This is a genomic window from Mesorhizobium sp. M0174, from assembly GCF_040322275.1.
GTDB lineage: Bacteria > Pseudomonadota > Alphaproteobacteria > Rhizobiales > Rhizobiaceae > Mesorhizobium.
In genome coordinates, this window is record NZ_JAMYTB010000072.1 from 1 (window position 1) to 794 (window position 794).

The following is a 794-nucleotide window of genomic DNA, read 5'->3' on the forward strand; positions in this document are numbered from 1 at the left end:
TGAAGGCGATCGCGCAGGAGCGTCGCCGGTTCGGCTACCGGCGTCTTCTCGTGATGCTGAGGCGGGAGGGCCTGGTCGTGAACCACAAGAAGCTGTTCCGGCTCTATCGGGAGGAGAAGCTCGCCGTTCGCCGCCGTGGCGGCCGCAAACGGGCGATCGGGACCAGGGCGCCGATGCTGGTGCCGCTGAGGCCCGACGAGCGCTGGTCGCTCGACTTCGTATCGGACCAGCTCACCGACGGGCGCCGCTTCCGCATCATGGCCGTCGTCGACGACTGCACGAGAGAGTGCCTGGCACTCATCGTTGATACGTCTCTCTCGGGCATGCGGGTTGCCCGCGAATTGGACCGGCTCATCACCGAGCGCGGCCGGCCGAGGATGATCGTCAGCGACAATGGCAGCGAGTTCACCTCGAACGCCATCCTCGCCTGGGCGGATCAGAACCGCGTCGAATGGCATTACATTGCGCCCGGCAAGCCGATGCAGAATGGCTTCATCGAGAGCTTCAACGGCCGACTGCGCGATGAACTGCTCAACGAGACGCTGTTTACCTCGCTGGCTCAGGCGCGCGTCGCCATCGCCCTGTGGCGCGCCGACTACAACACCGCGCGGCCGCACTCCCAAATCGCCTGGCAGACACCGGCCGAGTTCGCCAGCACCTTCAATCCGCGACGGTCGCTCGCGCTGCGCTGCGCCAAAGGCTCCGCGCCAGCGCCCGTCGCTTCACCCGCCCAGCAGGGCACAACCCACGCCGGAAACGAACTCAAAACTGGATAGAAACTGGGGGCAACGTCA

Annotated in this window: 1 protein-coding gene; it reads left to right on the forward strand. The window is 65.9% G+C overall.

Annotated elements, in window-relative coordinates:
- The coding region (locus NKJ13_RS31525; protein ID WP_352779578.1) for an IS3 family transposase at positions 1–776 on the forward strand (776 nt) is incomplete at its 5' end.
- Positions 777–794 lie beyond the last annotated feature (18 nt).